The organism is Citrobacter sp. Cm046, assembly GCF_030333065.1.
In the GTDB taxonomy this organism is placed as follows: domain Bacteria; phylum Pseudomonadota; class Gammaproteobacteria; order Enterobacterales; family Enterobacteriaceae; genus Citrobacter; species Citrobacter murliniae.
Window position 1 is genome coordinate 1 of record NZ_JAOWGP010000045.1, and the last position, 22,701, is coordinate 22,701.

Annotated in this window: 36 protein-coding genes and 1 rRNA gene; 6 read left to right on the top strand and 31 right to left on the bottom strand. The window is 49.8% G+C overall.

What is annotated here, in order from left to right:
* Positions 1 to 16: 16 nt before the first annotated feature.
* Positions 17 to 1,558, bottom strand: a 16S ribosomal RNA gene (locus OGX98_RS20555).
* A 470-nt stretch (positions 1,559 to 2,028) separates the two neighbouring features.
* Here OGX98_RS20555 and OGX98_RS20560 point away from each other — a divergent pair.
* Complete coding sequence (locus OGX98_RS20560; protein ID WP_200013335.1) at positions 2,029 to 2,583, top strand: gamma carbonic anhydrase family protein; 555 nt, start codon at positions 2,029 to 2,031, stop codon at positions 2,581 to 2,583.
* On the opposite strand, the gene OGX98_RS20565 is transcribed toward OGX98_RS20560, so the two are convergent.
* The 6 genes from OGX98_RS20565 to dprA are packed head-to-tail and all read right to left on the bottom strand — an operon-like array spanning position 2,559 to position 6,350.
* Positions 2,559 to 2,816 (bottom strand): DUF1488 family protein, encoded by a 258-nt coding sequence (locus OGX98_RS20565; RefSeq protein ID WP_286595891.1) that lies wholly within the window; start codon positions 2,814 to 2,816, stop codon positions 2,559 to 2,561. The two genes, OGX98_RS20560 and OGX98_RS20565, sit on opposite strands and share 25 nt — an antisense overlap.
* The gene (aroE, locus tag OGX98_RS20570; RefSeq protein ID WP_045448240.1) at positions 2,813 to 3,634 is read right to left on the bottom strand and encodes a shikimate dehydrogenase; all 822 of its coding nucleotides are present in this window, start codon (positions 3,632 to 3,634) and stop codon (positions 2,813 to 2,815) included. Before aroE ends, OGX98_RS20565 begins: the two co-directional genes overlap by 4 nt.
* Position 3,635: 1 nt before the next feature.
* Entirely contained in the window at positions 3,636 to 4,208 is a 573-nt protein-coding gene (tsaC, locus tag OGX98_RS20575) for an L-threonylcarbamoyladenylate synthase type 1 TsaC (RefSeq protein ID WP_045448243.1), read from the bottom strand.
* 3 nt (positions 4,209 to 4,211) lie between these two features.
* On the bottom strand, positions 4,212 to 4,754 hold the full coding sequence (locus OGX98_RS20580; RefSeq protein WP_045448246.1) for a DNA topoisomerase family protein: 543 nt from the start codon (positions 4,752 to 4,754) through the stop codon (positions 4,212 to 4,214).
* A gap of 26 nt (positions 4,755 to 4,780) precedes the next feature.
* On the bottom strand, positions 4,781 to 5,254 hold the full coding sequence (smg, locus tag OGX98_RS20585) for a DUF494 family protein Smg (protein ID WP_045448249.1): 474 nt from the start codon (positions 5,252 to 5,254) through the stop codon (positions 4,781 to 4,783).
* A complete protein-coding gene (gene dprA, locus OGX98_RS20590) occupies positions 5,226 to 6,350 on the bottom strand; it encodes a DNA-protecting protein DprA (RefSeq protein ID WP_048222825.1) in 1,125 nt (374 codons plus the stop codon). The genes smg and dprA overlap by 29 nt, the downstream gene beginning before the upstream one ends.
* Positions 6,351 to 6,479: 129 nt before the next feature.
* Here dprA and def point away from each other — a divergent pair, with 129 nt between their 5' ends.
* From def to mscL, 5 genes are all read left to right on the top strand, one after another.
* A complete protein-coding gene (gene def / locus OGX98_RS20595; protein WP_048222827.1) occupies positions 6,480 to 6,989 on the top strand; it encodes a peptide deformylase in 510 nt (169 codons plus the stop codon).
* 14 nt (positions 6,990 to 7,003) lie between these two features.
* A complete protein-coding gene (gene fmt / locus OGX98_RS20600) occupies positions 7,004 to 7,951 on the top strand; it encodes a methionyl-tRNA formyltransferase (RefSeq protein ID WP_286595892.1) in 948 nt (315 codons plus the stop codon).
* A gap of 52 nt (positions 7,952 to 8,003) precedes the next feature.
* Positions 8,004 to 9,293 carry a 16S rRNA (cytosine(967)-C(5))-methyltransferase RsmB gene (gene rsmB, locus OGX98_RS20605; protein ID WP_286595893.1) on the top strand — a complete coding sequence of 430 codons (1,290 nt, stop codon included), beginning with the start codon at positions 8,004 to 8,006 and terminating at the stop codon, positions 9,291 to 9,293.
* Positions 9,294 to 9,314: 21 nt separating this feature from the next.
* The gene (gene trkA / locus OGX98_RS20610) at positions 9,315 to 10,691 is read left to right on the top strand and encodes a Trk system potassium transporter TrkA (protein ID WP_045448264.1); all 1,377 of its coding nucleotides are present in this window, start codon (positions 9,315 to 9,317) and stop codon (positions 10,689 to 10,691) included.
* Between the two features lie 141 nt (positions 10,692 to 10,832).
* Positions 10,833 to 11,246 carry a large-conductance mechanosensitive channel protein MscL gene (gene mscL / locus OGX98_RS20615; protein ID WP_045448267.1) on the top strand — a complete coding sequence of 138 codons (414 nt, stop codon included), beginning with the start codon at positions 10,833 to 10,835 and terminating at the stop codon, positions 11,244 to 11,246.
* Here mscL and arfA read toward each other — a convergent pair.
* The 24 genes from arfA to rpsC form a co-directional block, all read right to left on the bottom strand.
* Entirely contained in the window at positions 11,243 to 11,461 is a 219-nt protein-coding gene (gene arfA / locus OGX98_RS20620) for an alternative ribosome-rescue factor ArfA (protein WP_045448270.1), read from the bottom strand. The two genes, mscL and arfA, sit on opposite strands and share 4 nt — an antisense overlap.
* A gap of 56 nt (positions 11,462 to 11,517) precedes the next feature.
* Positions 11,518 to 11,943: a Zn(2+)-responsive transcriptional regulator gene (gene zntR, locus OGX98_RS20625; RefSeq protein ID WP_045448272.1), complete on the bottom strand. Its 426-nt coding sequence runs from the start codon at positions 11,941 to 11,943 to the stop codon at positions 11,518 to 11,520.
* 10 nt (positions 11,944 to 11,953) lie between these two features.
* Positions 11,954 to 12,322, bottom strand: a complete 369-nt coding sequence (locus OGX98_RS20630) for a DnaJ family domain-containing protein (protein ID WP_200013329.1) — start codon at positions 12,320 to 12,322, stop codon at positions 11,954 to 11,956.
* Between the two features lie 107 nt (positions 12,323 to 12,429).
* Positions 12,430 to 12,816 carry a 50S ribosomal protein L17 gene (gene rplQ / locus OGX98_RS20635; RefSeq protein ID WP_001216372.1) on the bottom strand — a complete coding sequence of 129 codons (387 nt, stop codon included), beginning with the start codon at positions 12,814 to 12,816 and terminating at the stop codon, positions 12,430 to 12,432.
* Between the two features lie 40 nt (positions 12,817 to 12,856).
* Complete coding sequence (locus tag OGX98_RS20640) at positions 12,857 to 13,846, bottom strand: DNA-directed RNA polymerase subunit alpha (RefSeq protein WP_003031139.1); 990 nt, start codon at positions 13,844 to 13,846, stop codon at positions 12,857 to 12,859.
* 25 nt (positions 13,847 to 13,871) lie between these two features.
* Positions 13,872 to 14,492 (bottom strand): 30S ribosomal protein S4, encoded by a 621-nt coding sequence (rpsD, locus tag OGX98_RS20645; protein ID WP_003031138.1) that lies wholly within the window; start codon positions 14,490 to 14,492, stop codon positions 13,872 to 13,874.
* A 33-nt stretch (positions 14,493 to 14,525) separates the two neighbouring features.
* Positions 14,526 to 14,915 (bottom strand): 30S ribosomal protein S11, encoded by a 390-nt coding sequence (gene rpsK / locus OGX98_RS20650; RefSeq protein ID WP_003031137.1) that lies wholly within the window; start codon positions 14,913 to 14,915, stop codon positions 14,526 to 14,528.
* Between the two features lie 16 nt (positions 14,916 to 14,931).
* Positions 14,932 to 15,288, bottom strand: coding sequence for a 30S ribosomal protein S13 (rpsM, locus tag OGX98_RS20655; protein WP_003031135.1), 357 nt, complete (start codon positions 15,286 to 15,288; stop codon positions 14,932 to 14,934).
* 146 nt (positions 15,289 to 15,434) lie between these two features.
* Entirely contained in the window at positions 15,435 to 15,551 is a 117-nt protein-coding gene (gene rpmJ, locus OGX98_RS20660) for a 50S ribosomal protein L36 (RefSeq protein ID WP_000868187.1), read from the bottom strand.
* Positions 15,552 to 15,581: 30 nt separating this feature from the next.
* Positions 15,582 to 16,913 (bottom strand): preprotein translocase subunit SecY, encoded by a 1,332-nt coding sequence (secY, locus tag OGX98_RS20665; protein WP_001118864.1) that lies wholly within the window; start codon positions 16,911 to 16,913, stop codon positions 15,582 to 15,584.
* A 7-nt stretch (positions 16,914 to 16,920) separates the two neighbouring features.
* Positions 16,921 to 17,355, bottom strand: coding sequence for a 50S ribosomal protein L15 (gene rplO, locus OGX98_RS20670; RefSeq protein ID WP_045448284.1), 435 nt, complete (start codon positions 17,353 to 17,355; stop codon positions 16,921 to 16,923).
* Between the two features lie 3 nt (positions 17,356 to 17,358).
* Positions 17,359 to 17,538 (bottom strand): 50S ribosomal protein L30, encoded by a 180-nt coding sequence (rpmD, locus tag OGX98_RS20675; RefSeq protein WP_001140434.1) that lies wholly within the window; start codon positions 17,536 to 17,538, stop codon positions 17,359 to 17,361.
* A gap of 3 nt (positions 17,539 to 17,541) precedes the next feature.
* Positions 17,542 to 18,045: a 30S ribosomal protein S5 gene (rpsE, locus tag OGX98_RS20680; RefSeq protein WP_003031131.1), complete on the bottom strand. Its 504-nt coding sequence runs from the start codon at positions 18,043 to 18,045 to the stop codon at positions 17,542 to 17,544.
* Positions 18,046 to 18,059: 14 nt separating this feature from the next.
* Complete coding sequence (gene rplR, locus OGX98_RS20685; RefSeq protein WP_000358956.1) at positions 18,060 to 18,413, bottom strand: 50S ribosomal protein L18; 354 nt, start codon at positions 18,411 to 18,413, stop codon at positions 18,060 to 18,062.
* A gap of 9 nt (positions 18,414 to 18,422) precedes the next feature.
* Positions 18,423 to 18,956, bottom strand: coding sequence for a 50S ribosomal protein L6 (rplF, locus tag OGX98_RS20690; protein ID WP_045448292.1), 534 nt, complete (start codon positions 18,954 to 18,956; stop codon positions 18,423 to 18,425).
* Positions 18,957 to 18,968: 12 nt separating this feature from the next.
* Positions 18,969 to 19,361 (bottom strand): 30S ribosomal protein S8, encoded by a 393-nt coding sequence (rpsH, locus tag OGX98_RS20695; RefSeq protein WP_003031127.1) that lies wholly within the window; start codon positions 19,359 to 19,361, stop codon positions 18,969 to 18,971.
* Positions 19,362 to 19,394: 33 nt separating this feature from the next.
* The gene (rpsN, locus tag OGX98_RS20700; RefSeq protein WP_045448294.1) at positions 19,395 to 19,700 is read right to left on the bottom strand and encodes a 30S ribosomal protein S14; all 306 of its coding nucleotides are present in this window, start codon (positions 19,698 to 19,700) and stop codon (positions 19,395 to 19,397) included.
* Between the two features lie 14 nt (positions 19,701 to 19,714).
* Positions 19,715 to 20,254: a 50S ribosomal protein L5 gene (gene rplE, locus OGX98_RS20705; protein WP_003031123.1), complete on the bottom strand. Its 540-nt coding sequence runs from the start codon at positions 20,252 to 20,254 to the stop codon at positions 19,715 to 19,717.
* A 14-nt stretch (positions 20,255 to 20,268) separates the two neighbouring features.
* Positions 20,269 to 20,583 carry a 50S ribosomal protein L24 gene (gene rplX / locus OGX98_RS20710; RefSeq protein ID WP_003031122.1) on the bottom strand — a complete coding sequence of 105 codons (315 nt, stop codon included), beginning with the start codon at positions 20,581 to 20,583 and terminating at the stop codon, positions 20,269 to 20,271.
* A 10-nt stretch (positions 20,584 to 20,593) separates the two neighbouring features.
* A complete protein-coding gene (gene rplN, locus OGX98_RS20715) occupies positions 20,594 to 20,965 on the bottom strand; it encodes a 50S ribosomal protein L14 (protein ID WP_000613954.1) in 372 nt (123 codons plus the stop codon).
* Positions 20,966 to 21,128: 163 nt separating this feature from the next.
* Entirely contained in the window at positions 21,129 to 21,383 is a 255-nt protein-coding gene (gene rpsQ / locus OGX98_RS20720; RefSeq protein ID WP_003031120.1) for a 30S ribosomal protein S17, read from the bottom strand.
* Entirely contained in the window at positions 21,383 to 21,574 is a 192-nt protein-coding gene (gene rpmC, locus OGX98_RS20725) for a 50S ribosomal protein L29 (RefSeq protein ID WP_000644742.1), read from the bottom strand. Before rpmC ends, rpsQ begins: the two co-directional genes overlap by 1 nt.
* The gene (gene rplP / locus OGX98_RS20730) at positions 21,574 to 21,984 is read right to left on the bottom strand and encodes a 50S ribosomal protein L16 (protein WP_000941212.1); all 411 of its coding nucleotides are present in this window, start codon (positions 21,982 to 21,984) and stop codon (positions 21,574 to 21,576) included. Before rplP ends, rpmC begins: the two co-directional genes overlap by 1 nt.
* A 12-nt stretch (positions 21,985 to 21,996) precedes the next feature.
* Positions 21,997 to 22,698, bottom strand: coding sequence for a 30S ribosomal protein S3 (gene rpsC / locus OGX98_RS20735; protein ID WP_000529945.1), 702 nt, complete (start codon positions 22,696 to 22,698; stop codon positions 21,997 to 21,999).
* Positions 22,699 to 22,701: the final 3 nt, after the last annotated feature.

Here is a 22,701-nt window from a genome sequence, read left to right on the forward strand (position 1 = left end):
GAACGGTTCTTTAAGGTAAGGAGGTGATCCAACCGCAGGTTCCCCTACGGTTACCTTGTTACGACTTCACCCCAGTCATGAATCACAAAGTGGTAAGCGCCCTCCCGAAGGTTAAGCTACCTACTTCTTTTGCAACCCACTCCCATGGTGTGACGGGCGGTGTGTACAAGGCCCGGGAACGTATTCACCGTGGCATTCTGATCCACGATTACTAGCGATTCCGACTTCATGGAGTCGAGTTGCAGACTCCAATCCGGACTACGACATACTTTATGAGGTCCGCTTGCTCTCGCGAGGTCGCTTCTCTTTGTATATGCCATTGTAGCACGTGTGTAGCCCTACTCGTAAGGGCCATGATGACTTGACGTCATCCCCACCTTCCTCCAGTTTATCACTGGCAGTCTCCTTTGAGTTCCCGGCCGAACCGCTGGCAACAAAGGATAAGGGTTGCGCTCGTTGCGGGACTTAACCCAACATTTCACAACACGAGCTGACGACAGCCATGCAGCACCTGTCTCAGAGTTCCCGAAGGCACCAAAGCATCTCTGCTAAGTTCTCTGGATGTCAAGAGTAGGTAAGGTTCTTCGCGTTGCATCGAATTAAACCACATGCTCCACCGCTTGTGCGGGCCCCCGTCAATTCATTTGAGTTTTAACCTTGCGGCCGTACTCCCCAGGCGGTCGACTTAACGCGTTAGCTCCGGAAGCCACGCCTCAAGGGCACAACCTCCAAGTCGACATCGTTTACGGCGTGGACTACCAGGGTATCTAATCCTGTTTGCTCCCCACGCTTTCGCACCTGAGCGTCAGTCTTTGTCCAGGGGGCCGCCTTCGCCACCGGTATTCCTCCAGATCTCTACGCATTTCACCGCTACACCTGGAATTCTACCCCCCTCTACAAGACTCTAGCCTGCCAGTTTCGGATGCAGTTCCCAGGTTGAGCCCGGGGATTTCACATCCGACTTGACAGACCGCCTGCGTGCGCTTTACGCCCAGTAATTCCGATTAACGCTTGCACCCTCCGTATTACCGCGGCTGCTGGCACGGAGTTAGCCGGTGCTTCTTCTGCGAGTAACGTCAATTGCTGAGGTTATTAACCTCAACACCTTCCTCCTCGCTGAAAGTACTTTACAACCCGAAGGCCTTCTTCATACACGCGGCATGGCTGCATCAGGCTTGCGCCCATTGTGCAATATTCCCCACTGCTGCCTCCCGTAGGAGTCTGGACCGTGTCTCAGTTCCAGTGTGGCTGGTCATCCTCTCAGACCAGCTAGGGATCGTCGCCTAGGTGAGCCGTTACCCCACCTACTAGCTAATCCCATCTGGGCACATCCGATGGCAAGAGGCCCGAAGGTCCCCCTCTTTGGTCTTGCGACGTTATGCGGTATTAGCTACCGTTTCCAGTAGTTATCCCCCTCCATCGGGCAGTTTCCCAGACATTACTCACCCGTCCGCCACTCGTCACCCAAGGAGCAAGCTCCTCTGTGCTACCGTTCGACTTGCATGTGTTAGGCCTGCCGCCAGCGTTCAATCTGAGCCATGATCAAACTCTTCAATTTAAGTTTGATGCTCGTGAATTAAACTTCGTAATGAATTACGTGTTCACTCAGAGACTTGGTATTCATTTTTCGTCTTGCGACGTTAAGAATCCGTATCATTGAGTGCCCACACAGATTGTCTGATAAATTGTTAAAGAGCAGTTGCGACGCGCTTTGGCGCTCTGTCGCGAGGTGGCGTATATTACGCTTTCCTCTTTCAGAGTCAACCCTGAATGTCAGGATTTTTCTCTTCAACCGAACCGGCTGTTTGCGTGAAGTGATTCACATCCGCCGTGTCGATGGAGGCGCATTATAGGGATCCCATTTTTTAGCACAAGTGTTTTTTAGATCTTTTTTACTGAATGACGTTTTTTTGCCCCTTTCGCTACATTCCTGCGCAATTTGGCTGATTTTTGATAACTAAATCACTTGCACAGTCTCAATAATCCAACCAAAGTCTTCATTACCGCTCTATTTTCGTTGAGGTAAACATGTCTGATGTACTACGTCCTTATAAGGATCTTTTCCCACAGATCGGGAAACGCGTGATGATCGATACCAGCAGTGTCGTCATTGGTGATGTTCGCCTGGCTGATGATGTCGGGGTCTGGCCACTGGTGGCTATCCGTGGTGATGTTAACTACGTGCAAATTGGCGCTTGTACGAACATTCAGGACGGTAGCGTGCTACATGTCACGCATAAATCCTCTTCTAACCCACAGGGTAACCCACTCATCATTGGTGAGGATGTCACCGTAGGTCATAAAGTGATGCTGCACGGCTGCGTCATTGGCAACCGTGTTTTGGTCGGTATGGGTTCGATTCTGCTGGACGGTGTGGTAGTAGAAGATGACGTTATGATTGGTGCAGGAAGCCTGGTTCCACAAAATAAACGCCTGGAAAGCGGGTATCTGTACCTGGGAAGTCCAGTAAAGCAGATCCGCCCACTGAGTGATGAAGAGAAAGCTGGTCTACAATACTCCGCTAACAACTATGTGAAGTGGAAAGACGAGTATTTAAGTCAGGGTAACCAGACCCAGCCGTGATCGTCTTCTTGCTGGGCTTGGATCAGTGTTTCTGCCTCTTCTTCCAGATCCCAGCGATGCATCCGAAAAATCTCCAGCCACTGTTCAGGCGTGCCGCCACCAAAGCGATGCGCCAACACTTCTCCCTTTATGGCACATATTAGCTGCATGCCATGAACCATAGCAGGAAAGACGACAGCATTGATATCTGCTTTCCACTCTTCTCTATCGGGGAACTGGATCGCCTGATTCATGCGGACAGTTCCTGTTGCAACTTTTTAATGATTGGTTCAATCTCCGGCAGTACGCCATGCCAGAGTAAAACAGCATGCGCCGCTTGCCCCACCAGCATTCCCAATCCATCAGCATAACGTTTTGCTCCCTGAAGCACACACCAGGAAAGGAACGGTGTTGCGCCTTTCTGATAAAACATGTCGTAACAACAGACGGAAGCATGAATCAACGATGCAGGAATGGCTGGAACATCACCACTAATTCCACTGGACGTCGCATTAATAATCAGATCGAATTCGTAGTTCTCAAGTTCATCCATCCCTGCTGCCTGAACACTGCCGGTATGGGAGAAGATCTGAGCCAGTTCTTCAGCTCGAGATGCGGTACGGTTAACGATAGTAACAGCACAATCCATAGAAAGAAGAGGCAACAATACTCCACGGGATGCACCACCAGCGCCAATAAGCAGAATACGTGTCCCGGGGCGAATAAAAGATAAACGCTCAAGATCGCTTAACAAGCCAATGCCATCGGTGTTATCTCCCAGTAAACGCCCATCCTCCAGACGCTTAAGCGTATTGACCGCCCCGGCAAGTGACGCCCGTTCAGTCAATTCATCGGCTCGCGCAAATGCCTCTTCTTTAAAAGGAACGGTAATATTCGCTCCCTTCCCCCCTTCAGCAAAAAAGGTATTCAGCGTATTCACAAAGTTATTGATTGGCGCCAGTACACGCCCATAGGAATGATCAATCTTCAGCTGTTGAGCAAATTGCTGATGGATTAAAGGCGATTTACTGTGCGCTATCGGATTACCAAAAACAGCATAGGCTTCTTTCATATTACCCCTGTCGAAACTGTTCACCCGTCAAAGCATCACGGATTTCCGAAGGATTCAAACGCCCTCCGGTATCGCCTTCAACAACGGGAAAGTCTACACCGAACTGCGCTCGTACTTCCTCTACCGTTCTGCAAGGGGGTAAACCACTCAAATTAGCACTGGTAGAGACTAACGGTTTGCCATAAGCCTGGCACAATGCAACCACTAGCGGGTGATCCGTGACGCGAACGGCCAGAGAATCAAAACGCCCTGTCAACCAACGAGGGGTGGAAGAACGAGCAGGAAAAACAAAAGTGACAGGGCCTGGCCAGCGAGCAAAAACAGCTTTACGTTGTGTATCGGTAAGCATGCTGTCATCGATATACGGTTTGAGTTGCTCAAAACTAGCCGCAATCAGAATTAAGCCTTTTTCAATTGGCCGTTGTTTCAGCTCCAGTAAGCGGGTAACCGCCATTTCACTGTCAGGATTACAGCCTACGCCGAAAACAGCTTCCGTTGGATAGGCGATGACATTTTCTTGTTTCAGAACTTCTATCGCCGCAGCGATGGTGTCTGTGGGCAGGTTATTATTCACTTTTTATTCCGCCGATATCGGCTTTCCACATTGTTTACTGGCACAGAAGTGTTTCACACCCTGCGCGGTTTTCTTTTCGATGAGGAGCGGATAGTGACACTCAGGACACTCTCCAGCTAAAGGTTTGAAGTTAATGACAAACTGGCACTCCGGATAGCGATCGCAGGAGTAAAACGTTTTGCCATAACGGGAGCGGCGCTGAACCAGATGGCCCGTCTGGCATTGAGGACAAACAATTGCCGTTTCATCAGGCTTGTCGATAAGTTCGGTATGTTCGCAGGCAGGATAATCACTGCAACCAATAAACATCCCGAATCGTCCTTGCCTCAGCACAAGCTCTGAACCACATACAGGACAAAACTTACCCTCCAGAACTTTGACTATATGTCCGTCCGCAGAAGATTTAAGCGGACGGACATAATCGCATTCTGGATAGTGTGAACAGCCGAGAAACGGACCGTGTTTCCCGGAGCGAATAACCAGTTCGGCCCCGCATTGTGGGCAGGGATCGTTTTTACGCACCGTAAACAGTGCTGATTTAGCCATAACAACTCATACTGAACGAAGATTGATTAATGCAGCATACCTTCATTCACCTCAAAGAGTAATTCTTCCATTTGTTGATATGCATTTTCACAACCTGGAATGTTGAATAAAACCATCAGGATCACCCACTTCAGGTCTTCCAGATCGAACTCTGCCGTATCCAGTGCGAGTACGCGTTCAATCACCATTTCTCGCGTTTCGAGGTTTAGCACCTGAATCTGTTCCAGGAATAACAAGAACCCCCGACAACTCGCATCCAGTCGATCGCACTCTTCTGCAGTATAAATACGCATAGAAAGAGGATCCGATGCAAGCTGCATAGGCTCAGCAAGGCCGTCCTGATAATCAGCAAGCTTTTCCAGCCACAGTAACGCGTTGTAGATGTCTTCACGATCAAAACCAGCGTCGGTAAGATCCCGTTCCAGTTTGTCCTGATCCACACGTAGCTCTGCTTCGTTATGGATATATGTCTCAAACAAATACATTAGTACGTCGAACATGGCTTGCCCTCCTCAATCGGACATAGCCGCCGGGTACAGCTGCGATCCATCCTGCTAACTCCAGTTCGAGTAGCTGAGCCACTACCTCTGGCACAGGTTGGCCGGCACGTTCAGCGACGACGTCAACAGGTGTTACCTCATCTCCTACGTTAGCCAGGAGCTCAGGAAATGGCAATGCCACCTCTTCGTGATCTGGCGAATAAATTGAATTTTCAGGCTCATCTGGCAACCAATGTAACCCGTATTGCAAATTTTCCAGAATATCCTCTGGCATCGTCACAAGTGTCGCCCCCTGCTTAATGAGCCAATGAGGACCTTCGCTACCCGGACTCCCGATTGGCCCGGGCAAGGCAAATACCTCTCGTCCTTGTTCCAGTGCACAACGTGCCGTAACCAGTGAGCCGCTACGCTGTGCAGCTTCAACGACCAGCACTCCTTTACTTAGACCACTGATAATACGATTTCGTTGGGGGAAATTACGCGGTAAAGGAAGCGTGTCCAGAGGGAATTCAGACACCAGCGCACCTCCAGCCTCAACCAGATGTTCAGCGAGACAAACATGCCGCCTTGGATGAATGGTTTCCAATCCATTCCCCAGCACTGCAATACTTGTCCCTTTCATATTCACCGCGGCCTTGTGTGCCACGCCATCAATACCTCGAGCGAGTCCACTGGTGATCGTCACCCCATACGCAGCGAGCTTTTCACAAAAAAAACGCCCCCAACGCTCGCCATACCAGGAGTGCTGCCGGTTACCTACGACTGCGACCTGAAATGAATGAAGGCATTCGGGATTTCCAACAACAAAGAGGACTCCTGGATAATCCTCAATAGCGCGAAGTTGCGAAGGATAATGCATGCTGTCGGCAACAATTAAATAGTGATGGGGCAGTTCCAGCCAGCGCAGCGTTTTATCCAGAGTAGACTCTGGAAAGGTTAAGAAACGCTCTGCCTGTCGCTCCGAGAATCCTGCATGTTGAAGTATCGCTTTGTTAATACAGGGCAGAGCAATAAGCAAGTGAGCGACGCGAACCATCTCATCACCATACAGCTCACTCACTCGTGTTAAACGTAACCAAATCTCGGTGTGGGTCATCCTTATTCCCCTGCCACAAGCAGCCTTAGCAATCTTTGCGATTGGTCACTGATGCTGTCAATCAGAGGGGGTTTTGTCTAGAATAGAGGTAATAATCTTTCCAACTCCTGAATACAACTCTGGATAACTATGTCAGTTTTGCAAGTGTTACATATTCCGGACGAGCGTCTTCGCAAAGTCGCAAAACCGGTTGAAGAAGTGAATGCAGAAATTCAGCGTATCGTCGATGATATGTTCGAAACGATGTACGCCGAAGAAGGTATCGGTCTGGCGGCAACGCAGGTCGATATTCATCAACGTATTATTGTTATTGATGTCTCTGAAAACCGCGACGAGCGTCTGGTGCTAATTAACCCGGAACTGCTGGAAAAAAACGGTGAGACTGGAATTGAAGAAGGTTGCCTGTCGATCCCGGAACAGCGAGCACTCGTACCACGCGCTGAGACCGTTAAAATTCGTGCGCTCGATCGCGATGGTAAACCTTTTGAACTCGAAGCCGATGGCTTGTTAGCCATCTGTATTCAACATGAAATGGATCACCTGGTCGGTAAACTGTTTATCGATTATCTGTCTCCGTTGAAGCAACAACGTATTCGTCAGAAAGTTGAAAAACTCGACCGTCTGAACGCACGAGCTTAAGGACAAGGATCAACGTGTCAGAATCACTACGTATAATTTTTGCGGGTACACCTGACTTTGCAGCGCGTCATCTCGAAGCGTTGCTGTCTTCTGGACATAACGTCGTCGGCGTATTCACCCAACCGGACCGCCCTGCTGGACGCGGCAAAAAGCTGATGCCCAGTCCGGTAAAAGTACTGGCGGAAGAGAAAGGGTTACCTGTTTTTCAACCTGTTTCTCTTCGTCCCCAGGAAAACCAGCAGTTGGTTGCTGACTTACACGCAGACGTAATGGTAGTGGTGGCATATGGCCTGATCCTGCCGAAAGCCGTGCTGGATATGCCGCGTCTGGGGTGCATCAACGTTCACGGTTCTCTGCTTCCGCGCTGGAGAGGCGCTGCCCCTATCCAACGTTCGCTCTGGGCTGGCGATGCTGAAACAGGCGTTACCATTATGCAGATGGATGTTGGTCTTGATACGGGTGATATGTTGCATAAACTCTCCTGCCCAATCACCGCCGACGATACCAGTGCCAGCCTCTATGACAAGCTGGCTAAGCTCGGCCCTCAGGGTCTGCTGCATACGTTGCATCTGCTGGCAACTGGTACCGCAAAACCTGAGGTTCAGGACGAGTCGCTGGTTTGCTATGCTGAGAAGCTCAGTAAAGAAGAGGCACGCGTGGACTGGACGCTCAGCGCCGCACAACTGGAACGCTGCATCCGAGCCTTTAACCCATGGCCAATGAGCTACATCGTCATCGACGAGCAACCGGTCAAAATCTGGCAAGCTACGGTCATCGATAAACCTGCCGGTGCCGAACCAGGGACTATCCTGGAGGCAACCCGTCAGGGCATCCAGATAGCGACAGGCGATGGCATCCTGAATCTCATCTCTTTGCAGCCTGCCGGTAAAAAGGCCATGAGCGCGCAGGATTTGCTTAATTCGCGCCGGAAGTGGTTCGTGCCCGGAAATCGTCTGCTCTGACGGTTCATCTCTTTAAAGCCCGGACTCTCCGGGCATTTTTATTTTTGCGCTTATGAAAAAACATATTAATTTACGCAGTATGGCGGCCCAGGCCGTCGAACAGGTTGTTGAAAAAGGGCAGTCGTTGAGCAATGTGCTACCCGCCATGCAGCAGAAAGTATCCGATAAAGATAAAGCGCTGTTACAGGAGCTTTGCTTTGGCGTGTTACGTACGCTTTCCCAACTAGAGTGGATAATTAAACAGCTGATGGAACGCCCGATGACGGGCAAACAGCGCACAGTTCACTATCTGGTCATGGTTGGCCTCTACCAGTTGTTGTATACCCGTATTCCACCTCATGCGGCGCTTGCCGAGACTGTAGAAGGCGCAGTTGTTATCAAGCGTCCGCAGTTGAAAGGACTAATTAACGGCGTCTTACGCCAGTTTCAACGCCGCCAGGAAGAACTACTCACTGAGTTTGCACACAGCGAGCTACGTTTCTTACATCCGTCCTGGTTAGTGAAGCGTATTAAAAGTGCCTATCCGCAGCAATGGGAAGCTATTCTTGAGGCAAATAACCAGCGTCCACCAATGTGGCTGCGCGTAAATCGCAACCACCACAACCGTGATACCTGGCTGAGCCTGTTGAATGAAGCGGGCCTGACCGGTTTCCCACATCCGGAATACCCAGATGCCGTGCGGCTGGAAACTCCTGTATCGGTACTGGCTTTACCTGGTTTCGAACAGGGCTGGGTAACAGTCCAGGATGCCTCAGCTCAGGGCTGCATGAGCTATCTGCAACCGCAAAATGGTGAGCAGATCCTTGATTTATGCTGCGCCCCTGGTGGTAAGACAACACATATTCTGGAAGTAGCCCCCGAGGCTAACGTAACAGCAGTGGACGTTGATGAAAAACGTTTGTCACGTGTATACGACAACCTGAAACGCCTTGGCATGAAGGCGACCATTAAGCAGGGTGATGGACGCTACCCGCAACAATGGTGTGGTGAGCAGAAGTTCGATCGTATTTTGCTGGATGCACCTTGTTCAGCGACTGGAGTCATTCGTCGCCATCCCGATATCAAATGGCTGCGCCGTGACCGGGATATTGCCGAACTCGCACAGTTGCAGGCTGAGATTCTTAATGCAACGTGGGCACATCTGAAGCCTGGCGGCACGCTGGTTTATGCGACCTGCTCTATTTTACCGGAAGAGAACCAGCAACAGATTGCAGGCTTTCTGGCCCGTACGCCAGATGCAGTATTAAGCGAAACGGGTACGTCAGAGCAACCCGGACGTCAGAATTTACCGGGTGCGGAAGAAGGTGATGGCTTCTTTTACGCTAAGCTAATCAAAAAGTGATGAGATAATGGGTCGCGACTGATGAAAATTATCATTCTGGGCGCAGGGCAGGTTGGCGGTACGCTGGCTGAGAACCTGGTCGGAGAGAACAACGATATCACGGTAGTCGATACCAACGGTGAGCGTCTGCGCAGTCTGCAAGACAAGTTTGATCTCCGTGTAGTACAAGGGCATGGCTCGCATCCCAGAGTACTACGCGAAGCCGGTGCTGATGATGCCGATATGCTGGTTGCGGTGACCAGTTCCGATGAAACCAATATGGTTGCCTGTCAGGTAGCTTATTCACTCTTTAATACACCCAACCGCATCGCACGTATTCGCTCACCAGATTATGTCCGCGATGCGGACAAGCTATTCCATTCCGATGCAGTACCTATTGATCATCTGATTGCACCTGAGCAGTTGGTTATCGATAGCATTTATCGTCTGATTGAATATCCAGGTGCACTACAGGTTGTTAATTTCGCGGAAGGAAAAGTCAGCCTTGCAGTGGTTAAAGCCTACTATGGCGGCCCACTGATCGGGAATGCGTTGTCAACAATGCGCGAACATATGCCGCATATTGATACCCGAGTTGCGGCAATTTTCCGTCATGACCGCCCCATTCGTCCGCAAGGCTCTACTATTGTTGAAGCCGGTGATGAGGTGTTCTTTATTGCTGCCTCACAGCATATTCGTGCTGTAATGAGCGAATTACAGCGTCTGGAGAAACCTTACAAGCGCATTATGTTAGTAGGTGGAGGCAATATCGGTGCCGGTCTGGCGCGTCGACTGGAAAAAGATTACAGCGTCAAGTTGATCGAACGCGATCAACAACGTGCTTCTGAGCTTGCTGAAAAACTGCAGAATACGATCGTCTTTTTTGGTGATGCTTCTGATCAAGAGTTGCTGGCGGAAGAGCACATTGATCAAGTTGATCTGTTTATCGCTGTAACCAACGATGATGAAGCGAACATCATGTCGGCAATGCTCGCCAAACGGATGGGAGCCAAAAAAGTAATGGTGCTGATCCAGCGTAAGGCATACGTCGATCTGGTACAGGGCAGCGTAATCGATATTGCAATTTCACCGCAACAGGCAACCATCTCAGCGCTACTGAGCCACGTGCGTAAAGCTGACATCGTCGGTGTTTCTTCGCTGCGTCGTGGTGTCGCAGAAGCCATTGAAGCCGTCGCGCACGGGGATGAAACAACATCCCGGGTGGTGGGTCGCTCAATAGACGAAATCAAACTTCCGCCAGGAACGATTATTGGTGCCGTTGTACGTGGTAATGATGTCATGATCGCTAATGATAACTTGCGTATTGAGCAGGGCGATCACGTTATTATGTTCCTGACAGATAAAAAGTTTATTACCGACGTCGAGCGATTATTCCAGCCAAGTCCTTTCTTTCTGTAATTATTCGGGCGCTAATACAGCGCCCTTTTTATTTCCCTTTATTTATCATGGATTAATAAATTTATCTTTCAGCAATACATAAATGGAAATTACCTAAACATTTGTTAAACTTATAAACGTCAGCTGCATAGGGAGAATAAAATGAGTATTATTAAAGAGTTTCGCGAATTTGCGATGCGCGGGAATGTTGTAGATTTGGCAGTGGGTGTCATTATTGGTGCGGCATTCGGTAAGATTGTTTCATCACTGGTTGCCGATATCATCATGCCGCCACTTGGGTTACTGATTGGTGGGATTGATTTTAAACAGTTTGCGTTAACACTACGCGATGCGCAGGGAGATATCCCGGCAGTTGTGATGCATTACGGTGTGTTTATACAGAATATCTTCGATTTCATCATTGTTGCGTTCGCCATCTTTATGGCTATCAAACTAATTAATAAACTAAACCGTAAAAAAGCTGAAGAGCCTGCTGCACCGCCAGCACCATCGAAAGAAGAAGTATTGCTAAGTGAAATTCGTGATCTGCTGAAAGAACAAAATAATCGTTCTTAAGCTATCACCGAAACAAGAAGGCCAGTGGTAAAAAAGTGATTCACTTCCTTGCCACTGGCCTCCCAGTTCCCCCGATTGCCATGTTTACCTTTACGCAGATAACTGCCTTTCCCTTTCTTATTTTTCTCAACACGCTGTCTGAATAGTGGGTCATGCAGTAATGCCTCAATGGCATTGTCCTTTATCTGCCCCTTCGTATGCTGATAACGACTCATAATTACTCCAATTGTTTGGTTTAACGGCGCGAGTGTATTCCCGTCGGTTCAATAAATCAACAGCCCGACTTTGTACCGCTGGCACCTTGCTCAAGCGCTTCGAGAATAGAGCAATACACACTACTGTGAGCCATACCGCAACATGCATCATTCAATCTCTGTAGTGACCTTTGCATAGTCTGAAGCTCCGCAATACGGGCTTCAACTTCCTTTAATCTTTCCTGAACGATCCCCTTTGATTCCTGGCAGGTATGATGTTCTGGATCTATGCGGATCGACAGAAGTTCACGGATCGACTCCAGAGTAAAACCGAGTTGACGTGCATAGCGGATAAATTTAAGACGTTGAAGATCGCTTTCTGTATAGAGCCGGAATCCACCTTCGGTGCGTACTTCATGCTCCATCATCTGCTGTTTTTCATAGTAGCGGATGGTATCGGGCGTCACTTCCGCCAGTTTTGCTAATTCACCAATACGGTACATGCTCCCTCCGCTAGTCATCATTAATTTTATGTTGAAGTTTATCTGCGTACTCGCCGCGTAAAAACTCGGTACTTAGACCAGCCTGTCGTAGTTTGAGTTCAAGCAGAGAAAGGCGTCGGCTCACTTCCTGATACCGAGGATCATCTTTGCGAATACCAGTGAGGATATCAAGCAGATGTATCGCCTCTCTGCGTTGTTCAATCTCAGGGGGAAGACACCCGGAATTTTTTAATAACCGATATCCGGCTCGAAGTTCTGGCGGAACATGGGAATCATCATCAAGGGTAAGCGGCTCGCCTGTACCAGGCAAATTATCAAACTCACCTTTGGTCTGCGCATCAATAATATGACGCTCTGCCCACTGGTCGAGTAGCCACATACAACACTCCAAAAGATGAACAAAAAGAGTACAGATATTTTAGATAAGTGGGGATGCAACGGATATAAAAAAACCCGCCGGGGCGGGTTTTTTTACGTTACTACAGATTACTCTGCAGCAGCTTCTGCTTTCGACTCAGAGCGATCAACCAGCTCGATGTATGCCATCGGCGCGTTGTCGCCTGCACGGAAGCCACACTTCAGAATGCGAGTGTAACCACCGGCGCGGCTCGCGAAACGCGGGCCCAGCTCGTTAAACAGTTTTGCCACGATCTCGTTATCACGAGTACGGGCGAATGCCAGACGACGATTAGCTACGCTATCAGTCTTGGCAAGAGTAATCAGCGGCTCAACTACGCGACGCAGCTCTTTCGCTTTCGGCAGAGTCGTCTTGATGATTTCATGACGAACCAGTGAACCTGCCATATTGCGGAACATAGCCTGGCGATGGCTGCTGTTGCGGTTCAGTTGACGACCACTCTTACGATGGCGCATGACCTTATCCTTCTCAGTAAAACCTTAACCTGTGATCCGGTTACTCGTCAGCGATGCTTGCCGGTGGCCAGTTTTCCAGGCGCATGCCCAGAGACAGTCCACGGGAAGCCAGCACGTCTTTAATCTCAGTAAGAGATTTTTTACCAAGGTTAGGCGTCTTAAGAAGCTCAACCTCAGTACGCTGTACCAGATCACCGATATAGTGGATAGCTTCTGCTTTGAGGCAGTTAGCAGAGCGGACAGTCAATTCCAGATCGTCAACAGGGCGCAGCAGGATCGGATCGAATTCTGGTTTCTCTTCTTTAACTTCTGGCTGACGTACATCACGTAAGTCAACAAAAGCTTCCAGTTGTTCAGCCAGAATGGTTGCCGCACGACGAATCGCCTCTTCAGGATCGATTGTGCCGTTGGTTTCCATTTCGATGACCAGCTTGTCCAGGTCGGTACGCTGTTCTACACGCGCTGCTTCAACATTGTAGGCAATACGCTCTACAGGGCTGTAGCATGCGTCGACCAGCAGACGGCCGATTGGGCGCTCATCTTCTTCCGAATGAATTCGGGTAGAAGCCGGCACATAACCACGACCGCGCTGAACTTTGATACGCATACTAATAGATGCATTCTCATCGGTCAGGTGGCAGATCACGTGCTGTGGCTTGACGATTTCGACATCCCCATCATGGGTAATGTCGGCTGCAGTCACAGGGCCAATGCCAGATTTATTCAAGGTAAGAATAACATCATCTTTACCCTGAACTCTCACCGCCAGCCCTTTCAGGTTGAGCAGGATTTCCAGGATATCTTCCTGAACGCCTTCTTTGGTGCTGTACTCATGTAGTACACCATCAATCTCAACCTCGGTCACCGCACAACCCGGCATCGATGAGAGCAGAATACGGCGCAGTGCGTTACCCAAAGTATGGCCAAAGCCACGCTCTAAAGGCTCAAGGGTCACCTTGGCGTGCGTCGAACTCACTTGCTCGATATCTACCAGGCGCGGTTTTAGAAACTCTGTCACAGAACCCTGCATTGTGTCCTCTCTTTGGTACTAAGCTTTACTTGGAGTAAAGCTCGACGATCAGGTGTTCGTTAATGTCCGCAGACAGATCAGAACGCTCCGGCTTACGCTTGAACGTACCTTCCATCTTGCCAGCATCAACTTCCAGCCAGGTTGGCTTTTCACGCTGCTCAGCCAGCTCCAGAGCGGCTTTCACGCGAGACTGCTTCTTCGCTTTCTCACGAATGCTAACAACGTCATTCGGACTAACCTGATAAGAAGCGATGTTAACAACACGACCGTTTACCATAATTGCTTTATGGCTGACCAGCTGGCGTGCTTCTGCACGAGTGGCACCGAAGCCCATACGGTATACAACGTTGTCCAGACGACCTTCCAGCAGACCCAACAGGTTTTCACCGGTGTTGCCTTTCAGACGCGCTGCTTCTTTGTAGTAGTTACGGAACTGACGCTCCAGCACACCGTAGATACGGCGAACTTTTTGCTTTTCACGCAACTGCACACCATAGTCAGACAGACGCGGTTTACGCGCACCGTGCTGGCCAGGAGCTTGTTCAATTTTACACTTGGTATCGATCGCGCGAACGCCAGACTTAAGGAATAAGTCAGTGCCCTCACGACGGCTCAGCTTGAGCTTAGGACCCAAATATCTTGCCATTTTCTTTCTCCAACAATCCTAGAAACGACAGCGTTATACGCGACGTTTTTTCGGCGGACGACAACCGTTATGAGGGATCGGAGTCACATCAGTAATATTAGTGATGCGGAAACCAGCGGCGTTCAGAGCACGAACAGTAGATTCGCGACCTGGACCCGGTCCTTTGACCATAACTTCCAGATTCTTGATACCGTATTCTTTTACGGCTTCAGCGCAACGCTCTGCTGCAACCTGAGCTGCAAACGGAGTGGATTTGCGAGAACCACGGAAACCGGAACCACCGGCTGTTGCCCAACCCAGTGCGTTACCCTGACGATCAGTAATGGTAACGATGGTGTTGTTAAAAGAAGCATGGATATGAGCCACGCCGTCAGAGACTTGTTTTCTTACACGTTTACGTGCACGAATTGGTGCCTTTGCCATTATTCAATCACCCCGATTATTTCTTGATCGGTTTGCGCGGACCCTTACGGGTACGTGCGTTGGTCTTGGTACGCTGACCGCGAACCGGGAGACCACGACGATGACGCAAACCGCGATAGCAACCAAGGTCCATAAGGCGCTTGATGCTCATGCTAACTTCACGGCGCAGATCACCTTCAACGACAAATTTGGCAACTTCGTCACGCAGCGTGTCGATTTGTTCTTCAGACAGCTCACTGATCTTAACATCTTCAGCGATACCCGCTGCAGCCAGAATGGCCTTGGAACGGGTCTTGCCGACGCCGTAGATCGAAGTTAATGCGATCACAGCATGTTTCTGATCAGGAATGTTAATGCCTGCTATACGGGCCACTATGCACTCCTACTATTTAATATGTACGCACCATGCTGAAAAGCCCGTTTTCAGGATACTCAAATGGAAACGCACAGACATACAAAAGATTGGCTGGCTAATCTAGCCAGCTCAACCCAACTTTGCAAGAAAAATATGCGAATAAATCAGCCTTGGCGCTGTTTATGCTTCGGCTCGGCACTGCAAATCACACGGATGACACCATCACGCTTAACGATTTTGCAGTTACGGCATAATTTCTTGACGGAAGCACGAACTTTCATTTTTACTCTCCGTAACTTCTCGGGCGACCGTTAACGACCGTAGCCTTTCAGGTTCGCCTTCTTCAATGCAGACTCGTACTGACTTGACATCATCAGAGTTTGCACTTGAGCCATAAAGTCCATAATCACGACTACAACGATAAGCAGTGAGGTCCCACCGAAGTAGAACGGTACTTTCATTGCATCACGCATGAACTCCGGGATCAGGCAGATAAAGGTAATGTAAAGCGCACCAACCAAAGTCAGGCGGGTCATTACTTTATCGATATACTTCGCCGTTTGCTCTCCCGGACGAATTCCTGGTACAAATGCACCGGACTTCTTCAGGTTATCTGCTGTTTCACGCGGGTTGAAAACCAACGCCGTGTAGAAGAAACAGAAGAATATGATTGCAGACGCATAGAGTAACACATAAAGCGGTTGCCCAGGCTGCAAATACAGCGAAATTGTTGTCAGCCAGTTCCAACCAGTACCGCCCCCGAACCATGACGCGATGGTAGCCGGGAACAGAATAATACTGGAAGCGAAGATTGCCGGGATTACCCCCGCCATATTCACTTTCAGCGGTAAATGTGTGCTCTGTGCAGCATAGACACGACGACCTTGCTGACGTTTCGCGTAGTTTACCACAATGCGGCGTTGACCACGCTCAACAAATACAACAAAGAACGTCACTGCAAATACTAATACTGCAACCAACAGCAACACGAGGAAGTGCAGGTCGCCTTGACGCGCTTGCTCGATAGTATGGGCAATGGCTGGCGGGAGTCCCGCGACAATACCGGCGAAGATAATGATTGAGATACCGTTCCCGATACCACGTTCAGTAATCTGTTCGCCCAACCACATCAGGAACATTGTTCCTGTAACCAGACTTACAACAGCGGTGAAATAGAATGCAAAGCCTGGATTCATCACCAGGCCCTGCATACCAGGCATATTCGGTAGACCGGTAGCAATACCGATCGACTGGAATATAGCCAGCACCAGAGTACCGTAGCGGGTGTACTGGCTGATCTTACGACGACCAGACTCCCCTTCTTTCTTAATTTCCGCTAACGTTGGGTGAACCACCGTCAGCAGCTGGATAATGATCGACGCCGAAATATACGGCATGATCCCCAGAGCAAAGATAGAAGCACGGCTGAGAGCACCACCAGAGAACATGTTAAACATTTCAATGATGGTGCCTCGCTGTTGCTCAAGCAGTTTGGCAAGTACAGCGGCATCAATACCAGGGATCGGAATGAAAGAGCCAATACGGAACACAATCAGCGCGCCGATTACAAACAGCAGTCTGCGTTTCAGCTCGCCTAAGCCACCTTTGGCACTTTGAAAATCTAATCCCGGTTGTTTAGCCATCTGCTACTTATTCCTCGATTTTACCGCCAGCAGCTTCGATAGCAGCACGAGCGCCTTTAGTAACACGCAGGCCACGAACAGTTACCGGAGTAGTTACTTCACCAGCCAGGATCACTTTCGCGAACTCGATCTGGATACCGATAATGTTAGCTGCTTTCAGCGTATTCAGGTCTACAACACCGCCTTCAACTTTAGCCAGGTCAGACAGACGAACTTCGGCTGTAATCGCTGATTTACGTGAAGTGAAGCCGAATTTCGGCAGACGACGGTACAGAGGCATCTGACCACCTTCGAAACCGCGACGTACGCCACCGCCAGAACGAGACTTCTGACCTTTGTGACCACGACCACCGGTTTTACCGAGGCCAGAACCGATACCACGACCCAGGCGTTTACCCGCCTTTTTGGAGCCTTCGGCCGGAGACAGAGTATTTAAACGCATCTCTTACTCCTCAACTTTAACCATGAAGGAAACCGCGTTGACCATACCACGAACAGCAGGAGTATCCTCGCGCTCTACGGTGTGACCAATACGACGCAGACCCAGGCCAAGCAGCGTTGCCTTATGTTTCGGCAGACGACCGATTGCACTGCGGGTTTGAGTAATTTTAATAGTCTTTGCCATGGTTTATTTCCCCAGAATTTCTTCAACGGATTTACCACGCTTGGCAGCGACCATTTCCGGAGATTTCATATTTTCCAGACCATCGATAGTTGCACGAACCACGTTAATCGGGTTGGTGGAACCATACGCTTTAGCCAGAACGTTACGAACTCCAGCGACTTCCAGAACGGCGCGCATTGCACCACCGGCGATGATACCGGTACCTTCGGAAGCCGGCTGCATGAATACACGAGAACCCGTGTGAGTACCCTTAACCGGGTGCTGCAGGGTGCCGTGGTTCAGCGCGACGTTAATCATATTGCGACGGGCTTTTTCCATCGCTTTCTGGATCGCTGCTGGAACTTCACGCGCTTTACCGTAACCAAAACCAACGCGACCGTTACCATCGCCAACTACAGTCAGAGCTGTGAAGGAGAAAATACGACCACCTTTAACGGTTTTAGATACGCGGTTTACCGCGATCAGCTTTTCCTGCAGTTCGCCAGCTTGTTTTTCGATGTGAGCCATCTTACACCTCTACCTTAGAACTGAAGGCCAGCTTCACGGGCAGCATCTGCCAGTGCCTGGACACGACCATGATATTGGAACCCGGAACGGTCAAAGGACACATCTTTGATGCCTTTTTCCAGAGCGCGTTCGGCGACAGCTTTACCCACAGCTGCTGCAGCGTCTTTGTTACCGGTGTACTTCAGTTGTTCAGCGATAGCTTTTTCTACAGTAGAAGCAGCTACCAGAACTTCAGAACCGTTCGGTGCAATTACCTGTGCGTAAATATGACGCGGGGTACGATGTACCACCAGGCGAGTTGCGCCCAGCTCTTTGAGCTTGCGGCGTGCGCGGGTCGCACGACGGATACGAGCAGATTTCTTATCCATAGTGTTACCTTACTTCTTCTTAGCCTCTTTGGTACGCACGACTTCGTCGGCGTAACGAACACCCTTGCCTTTGTAAGGCTCAGGACGACGGTAGGCGCGCAGATCTGCTGCAACCTGACCGATCAGCTGTTTATCAGCGCCTTTCAGCACGATTTCAGTCTGAGACGGACATTCTGCAGTAATCCCTGCCGGCAGCTCATGATCAACTGGATGAGAGAAACCTAATGCCAGGTTTACTACATTCCCTTTGACCGCTGCACGATAACCTACACCAACCAGCTGCAGCTTCTTAGTGAAGCCTTCGGTAACACCGACAACCATTGAGTTCAGCAGGGCACGCGCGGTACCAGCCTGAGCCCATCCATCTGCGTAACCATCACGCGGACCGAAGGTCAGTGCATTATCTGCATGATTAACTTCAACAGCATCGTTGAGAGTACGAGTCAGCTCGCCGTTTTTACCTTTGATCGTAATAACCTGACCGTTGATTTTTACATCAACGCCGGCAGGAATAACGACCGGTGCTTTAGCAACACGAGACATTTTTTCCTCCGATTAGGCTACGTAGCAGATAATTTCGCCACCAAGACCAGCCTGGCGCGCTGCACGATCAGTCATAACACCTTTAGAGGTAGAAACAACTGCGATACCCATGCCAGCCATAACTTTTGGCAGCTCGTCTTTACGCTTATAAATGCGCAGACCAGGGCGACTGACACGCTGAATGCTTTCTACAACAGCTTTACCCTGGAAATACTTAAGAGTAAGTTCCAGTTCCGGCTTGGTGTCGCCTTCAACTTTAAAATCTTCAATAAAACCTTCTTCCTTCAGCACGTTGGCAATTGCCACTTTCAGCTTGGAGGAAGGCATGGTGACCGCAGCTTTATTCGCGGCCTGACCGTTACGGATACGGGTCAGCATATCCGCGATCGGATCTTGCATGCTCATCTGTCTTTACTCCCGTGATTCAATTGGTGACAATTACCAGCTAGCCTTTTTCAGACCCGGAATTTCACCGCGCATAGCGGCTTCACGGACCTTAATACGGCTCAACCCGAACTTCCGCAGGAAAGCGTGCGGACGACCAGTTTGACGGCAGCGGTTACGCTGACGAGACGGGCTGGAATCACGCGGCAGAGACTGCAGCTTCAGAACTGCGTTCCAACGATCTTCGTCGGTCGCGTTCACATCAGAGATGATAGCTTTCAGTTCAGCGCGTTTTGCGAAGTACTTATCAGCTAAAGCTACGCGCTTTACTTCGCGTGCTTTCATTGATTGCTTAGCCATTCAGTAACCCTACCTTACTTGCGGAACGGGAAGTCAAAGGCAGCCAGCAGAGCACGGCCTTCTTCATCAGATTTCGCAGTAGTGGTAATGGTAATATCCAAACCACGCACGCGGTCGACTTTATCGTAGTCGATTTCTGGGAAGATGATCTGCTCACGGACACCCATGCTGTAGTTACCACGACCGTCGAAAGACTTAGCGGACAAGCCACGGAAGTCACGGATACGTGGAACAGCAATAGTGATCAGGCGCTCAAAGAACTCCCACATGCGTTCGCCACGCAGAGTTACTTTACAGCCGATCGGATAGCCCTGACGGATTTTGAAGCCTGCAACAGATTTGCGTGCTTTGGTGATCAGCGGTTTTTGACCGGAGATTGCTGTCAGGTCAGCTGCTGCGTTATCCAGCAGTTTCTTGTCAGCGATCGCTTCACCAACACCCATGTTCAGGGTGATCTTCTCGACCCGAGGGACTTGCATGACAGAATTGTAGTTAAACTCAGTCATGAGTTTAGCGACTACTTCGTCTTTGTAGTAATCATGCAGTTTCGCCATCGTACTACTCCAAATTACTTGATAGTTTCGCTATTAGATTTAAAGAAACGGACTTTTTTGCCGTCTTCGAATCTAAAGCCTACACGGTCAGCCTTGCCGGTTGCCGCGTTGAAGATAGCAAGGTTAGAGATCTGAATAGCTGCTTCTTTCTCTACGATGCCGCCTGGTTGGTTCAGGGCCGGAACCGGCTTCTGATGTTTCTTAACCAGGTTGATACCTTCAACAATGACCTTGCCGGAAGACAGGACATTTTTCACTTTACCGCGTTTACCTTTATCTTTACCGGTTAACACGATAACTTCGTCATCACGACGGATCTTCGCTGCCATGATTCGCTCCTTAGAGTACTTCTGGTGCCAGAGAGATAATTTTCATGAACTTCTCGTTACGAAGTTCACGAGTTACCGGCCCAAAAATACGCGTACCGATAGGTTGCTCGCTGTTATTGTTTAAAATAACGCATGCATTACCATCGAAGCGAATGACAGAACCGTCCGGGCGACGAACACCCTTCTTGGTGCGCACCACTACCGCCTTCAGCACATCACCTTTTTTGACCTTACCACGCGGAATTGCTTCTTTGATGGTGATCTTGATGATGTCGCCTACGCCTGCGTAGCGACGGTGCGAGCCACCCAGAACCTTGATACACATTACGCGACGTGCACCGGAGTTGTCGGCGACGTTCAGCATAGTCTGTTCTTGGATCATTTTAGTGCTCCGCTAATGTCAACTACTACTGAGACCCGAAAATCAGGTCGTTAAAAAAGCCCCATATCGGGGGCGCGGCATTATAACACCGCTTAAACGATATGGGTAGAAAAAATAAACGGCTCATCGCTGAGCCGTTTATTCGTTGAGAATGCCTACTGTATTACAGAACAGCTTTCTCTACAACGCGAACCAGCGTCCAGGACTTAGTCTTGGACAGCGGACGGCATTCGCGGATTTCAACCACGTCACCAGTACCGCATTCGTTGTTCTCGTCATGTACGTGCAGTTTGGTCGTACGCTTAATGAATTTACCGTAGATCGGGTGTTTCACAAAACGTTCGATAGCAACAACAATGGATTTCTCCATTTTGTCGCTAACAACGCGACCTTGCAGAGTACGGATTTTATCGGTCATTACGCACCCGCCTTCTCAGTCAGTAAAGTCTTAACGCGTGCGACATCACGACGCACTTGCTTCAACAGGTGAGACTGTTGCAGCTGGCCACTTGCAGCCTGCATACGCAGGTTGAACTGCTCACGCAGCAGATTCAGCAGCTCGGTGTTCAGCTCTTCAACACTCTTCTCACGCAGCTCTTTTGCTTTCATTACATCACCGTCTTAGTTACAAAGGTGGTTTTAATCGGCAGTTTCGCTGCTGCCAGCTTGAATGCTTCACGGGCCAGCTCTTCCGGTACGCCGTCCATTTCATACAGGACTTTACCCGGCTGAATCAAGGCAACCCAATACTCCACGTTACCTTTACCTTTACCCATACGCACTGCCAGCGGCTTTTCAGTGATCGGTTTGTCCGGGAATACACGGATCCAGATCTTACCTTGACGCTTAACTGCACGGGTCATAGCACGACGTGCTGCTTCGATCTGACGGGCAGTCAGACGACCACGGCCAACAGCTTTCAGACCGAAGCTGCCGAAGCTAACATCCGTACCCTGCGCCAGACCGCGGTTACGGCCTTTGTGCATTTTACGGAATTTTGTACGCTTTGGTTGTAACATCAGCGACGCTCCTTATTTACGGCCTTTACGCTGCTGCTTTTTAGGTTGAGCAGCCGGTTTTTCCGGTTGTTCAACAGCAGCCATACCACCCAGGATCTCGCCTTTGAAGATCCACACTTTAACGCCGATTACACCGTAAGTGGTGTGCGCTTCAGAGGTGTTGTAGTCGATGTCAGCACGCAGAGTGTGCAGAGGTACGCGACCTTCGCGGTACCATTCGGTACGTGCGATTTCCGCGCCGCCCAGACGGCCGCTAACTTCAACTTTAATACCTTTAGCGCCCAGACGCATTGCGTTCTGTACAGCACGCTTCATAGCACGACGGAACATAACACGACGTTCCAGCTGAGAAGTGATGCTGTCAGCAACCAATTTTGCGTCCAGTTCAGGTTTACGCACTTCGGCGATATTGATCTGAGCAGGAACGCCAGCAATATCCGCTACGACTTTGCGCAGTTTTTCTACGTCTTCGCCTTTCTTACCGATAACGATACCCGGACGAGCGGTGTGAATGGTCACACGGATGCTCTTAGCCGGACGCTCGATCACGATACGAGATACAGACGCTTTCGCCAGTTCCTTAGTCAGGTACTGACGTACTTTAAAATCGCTGTCCAGGTTGTCAGCGAATTCTTTGGTGTTCGCAAACCAGGTTGAGTTCCATGGTTTTACAATACCCAGGCGAATACCATTAGGATGTACTTTCTGACCCATTGC